We start from the raw sequence: 3,274 nt of genomic DNA, 5'->3' as shown, positions 1-3,274 counted from the left end.
CAGCCGCGCGAGCACGTCCGGGGTGGAGGCCAGCACGTGGTGCCCGCACAGCGTGGCGGACTCCAGCTTGTTGGGCCCGGAGAACAGCTGCCCGAGCGCCTGCGCGTCCTCGGGCCGGCCCCACAGCAGCGCCACCTCGGTGGGCAGTGCCGGATCTCCCCGAGGCGTCCACACCATCGCCACCTGCCGCGTGCGCAGCGGCACCGCGGCGCCCTTGCCGGACCAGAAGGCCTTGAGGGTGTCGCGGTCCAACGTCTCGGGCAGCTTGAGCTGGAGCGCGAGCAGCACGGGCGTCTCCTCGGGGACGAGCTTCAGCAGGTCCTCCGAGAAGGGCGCGCTGTCCAACCGGGGCTCATCCGCGACGGGCCCGGAGATGCCCCGGCCCACCAGGCGGGTGCCCTGCACGGCGAACTGCAACCGGAGGCCATTGGCCACGCCGGCCACGTGCGTGAGGAGCTGCGCCTCGCGGCCGAGCGGCTCGGGAGCGAAGCCGAACTCCACGTCCACGCCCTCGGGCGCCTCGAGGTCCAGGTGCGACTCGCACAAGCCATGGAGCACCGCCGCCGGGTGCCGGGCGAACACCATCCGGTCCTCGGTGCGACCGGCCCACAGCGCCTGCTCGGCCACGAGCCAGCGCTCCAGCTTGAAGCCCTCCGAGGGCACCTCGCCCTCGCCTCCCGGGCAGGAGTCGGCCGTCATCTCGTTGCGGCGGACGGTGCCCCCGAGCGACGTGAAGGCGGCCATGGCGGTGTTGCCCGGCTCGGGGATGATGATGGCGGGCGTGCCCGAGCGACTCTCGCCGGAGAACCACACCACGCGGAACGGCGCGGCGAGGAACTGCCCGGCCATGACGTCGAACACGGCGCCCTTGAAGGAGCCACCCAGGTCCTCGCCGCGCGAGTCGAGGAAGGCGGCCCACCCGCCCACGAAGCCCTTGCCGAGCGGCTTCTGGAGCTCGTCCTTGAGCCACGCGTTGCCCATGAGTGCCTCGCGCACCTTGCCGGGCGAGTAGACGTCCACCCAGAAGGCCGGGCGCACGGGCTCGGCGGGCACCTCCATCTGTCGAGGCTTCTCGGGAGCGGGCGGCAGGGACTGGAGGACGGAGCCCCCGCTGGAACCCGACGAGCCACCGGCCGAAGTCGAGGAGCCGAAGACCGGGCCCGAGGAGTCGGAGGCGCCACGGCGGCCGAGCATGAAGGCGCCGACGGCCACCACGACGAGCACGGCGATGCCGGCGCCCACGAGGACGGCGCGGGGAGGCCCGCCCTTGGGAGGCGGTGTGGAATCGGGAGGGTTCATCTACATCCACTCCTTGAAGCGGAAGAAGCCGAGGAAGGCGGTGTTCTGGGGCACCGGGCGCCACTCCAGGGGCGCCTCGGTGGCGAGCGACTGGAGGATGCCGGTGCGAACGGAGGCCCCCTTCTCGCCCGGGTGGTAGACGACGCGCGCGGGGGCATGTGCCTTGTCCTCCGGGCGCACCACGAGCATGAGGTGGAAGAGAGGGCCCGCGTCGCGCTCCTGGCGGAAGGCCACGACATCTCCGGTGCGCAGGGAGTCGCGCGTGGCCTCGTCGCGGCCGAGCGGCACGAAGCTGTGCGTCAGCAAGGTCTCCGCGTCGGCGAAGTCACCGGGCTCGCCACGGGTGTCACGCCACAGGGGGGTGGCGAGCCGCTCGGGGCGGTAGCGCCGGTAGGCGCCGCGGTAGACGAAGCGCACGAGGCCCGCGCAGTCGCGCTGGTCCGGGTGCCAGTTCGGGTCCATGCGGCGCACCTGGGCGAGCGCCACCTGGGCCACCTCGCGGCGCAGCAGCACCTGAAGGGCCTCGGGAGCGGGAGTGGCCGCCTGGAGCGAGAGGAGCAGGAGCAGGGCGCGCATGGCGAGCCGAAGGCCTCACTCTTCCGAGTCGACGCCGCCGCTGGAGAGCGTCTTGACGGCCTCGTCCAGGTTGCGGGGCCACGAGGCGCTCTTGGGGGCGGGATCCTGCGAGGGCACGTAGAGCTCGGCCTTGCCATCGCCGAGCACGTTCACCCAGGCGAGCACGCGGGTGGTGCCGGGCGTGGCGAGGGGAATGCGCACCATGCGGCGCATCTCCTGGGGCGTGCCCTCGTAGAGGACGACGTTGAGGGTGGCCACGGTGTGGGCCTTGTCGCCGCTGGGCCAGTAGTTGGTGGCGATGAGGTAGACGCCCTTGGGCGGAGCGCGGTGGACGTAGAGGTAGGGTCCATAGGCGGGGTCGTCGAAGTCGCCGCCCTGCTCATTGAGGAAGAAAGTGCCGCCGCTGGGGCTCGAGGTGTCGGCCCAGTAGACGTGGGCCATCTTCTTCAAGTCGAGCACCTGGCCCGAGCCCTCCTTCGCGGGGGAGAGACTCTCCTGGGTGGGCTCGTAGATGTGGAGATCGGTGTACACGCCCTCGGTGTCGCTGGTGAGGATGGCCTTGAGGGGTACGGCGGGAATCTGCGCGTAGCTGGTGGCCTGGGCGCGAGCGGTGCCGGCCTGGTTGGTGGCCATGACGGTGACGACGTTCTTGCCACTGGCGGCGGGGAACTTGCGCTTGAAGCGCCCGCTGAAGGTGCGCATCAGGTAGCGGTCGCCGTTGATGGAGATGACGACGGGGTCGATGGTGGTGTCGCTGAGGGTGCCCTCGACGAGCAGCATGCGATCCACGGTCCAGCCGCCGGAGGGCGCGGAGAGACGCACGGTGGGCAGCGTCTTGCCCTGCCCGATGGGGACGCCCTGCTGGCGGGGGTTGGCGATCGGGGCCTGGGAGAGCAGCACGGCCAGGAGAACGGGCAGCATCGAGGGCTGGTCCTGTCGAGGGAAGAGACGGGGGACAGCCTGCGGCACGGGGCTTGTCTTTTTCAAGCTGTCCGCGGACTTTCTCCCGATGACGTCTGACGTGACACCGTCCCTGGCTCCGCCCAGGTAGCCCTTGTCGTTCGAGAAGGAATATTCGAGCATTCCAAGCACCGGGTTGAGTCGGGGAGTGGGCATGCCGAGGACGCGCCAGGAGGCCGTGGAGGAGCAGCCAGACCGGAGCCCGGAGCAGTGCCGGCCGGTGTTCGTCTTCTCGGGCCAGGGCTCCCAATGGCCGGGCATGGGCCGGGCACTGCTGGAGCACTCGCCCGTCTGCGCCTCGGTGCTCGAGGCCTGCGACGCCCACGTCCGGCGGCTGCTGGGCTGGTCGCTGCTGGAGGCGCTGACGGAGGAGGCGGCGAGCCTGGGCGACATCGAGGTGAGCTGCCCGGCCATCGTGTCGATGGAGATGGCGCTGGCG

The 3,274-nt window shown here is 71.2% G+C and carries 4 protein-coding genes; 1 reads left to right on the top strand and 3 read right to left on the bottom strand.

Going from position 1 to position 3,274, the window contains the following annotated elements:
• From VF697_RS27090 to VF697_RS27080, 3 genes are all read right to left on the bottom strand, one after another.
• On the bottom strand, positions 1–1,299 hold a 1,299-nt coding region (locus tag VF697_RS27090), incomplete at its 3' end, for a hypothetical protein (RefSeq protein WP_331099619.1).
• Positions 1,300–1,875 (bottom strand): DUF1175 family protein, encoded by a 576-nt coding sequence (locus VF697_RS27085; RefSeq protein WP_331099618.1) that lies wholly within the window; start codon positions 1,873–1,875, stop codon positions 1,300–1,302. It lies immediately after the preceding gene.
• A 15-nt stretch (positions 1,876–1,890) separates the two neighbouring features.
• The gene (locus VF697_RS27080; protein ID WP_331099617.1) at positions 1,891–2,796 is read right to left on the bottom strand and encodes a DUF2135 domain-containing protein; all 906 of its coding nucleotides are present in this window, start codon (positions 2,794–2,796) and stop codon (positions 1,891–1,893) included.
• Between the two features lie 193 nt (positions 2,797–2,989).
• Here VF697_RS27080 and VF697_RS27075 point away from each other — a divergent pair.
• On the top strand, positions 2,990–3,274 hold a 285-nt coding region (locus VF697_RS27075), incomplete at its 3' end, for an acyltransferase domain-containing protein (RefSeq protein ID WP_331099616.1).

The sequence above is a fragment of the Archangium sp. genome (assembly GCF_036388035.1).
In the GTDB taxonomy this organism is placed as follows: Bacteria; Myxococcota; Myxococcia; order Myxococcales; family Myxococcaceae; genus Archangium.
This window is presented reverse-complemented; position numbering and strand designations above follow the sequence as displayed.

What these genes read in the sequence shown, in the direction of transcription:
- VF697_RS27085 (WP_331099618.1), bottom strand. Translation starts at nt 1,875, where the DNA reads ATGCGCGCCCTGCTCCTGCTCCTCTCGCTCCAGGCGGCCACTCCCGCT.
- VF697_RS27080 (WP_331099617.1), bottom strand. Translation starts at nt 2,796, where the DNA reads ATGCTGCCCGTTCTCCTGGCCGTGCTGCTCTCCCAGGCCCCGATCGCC.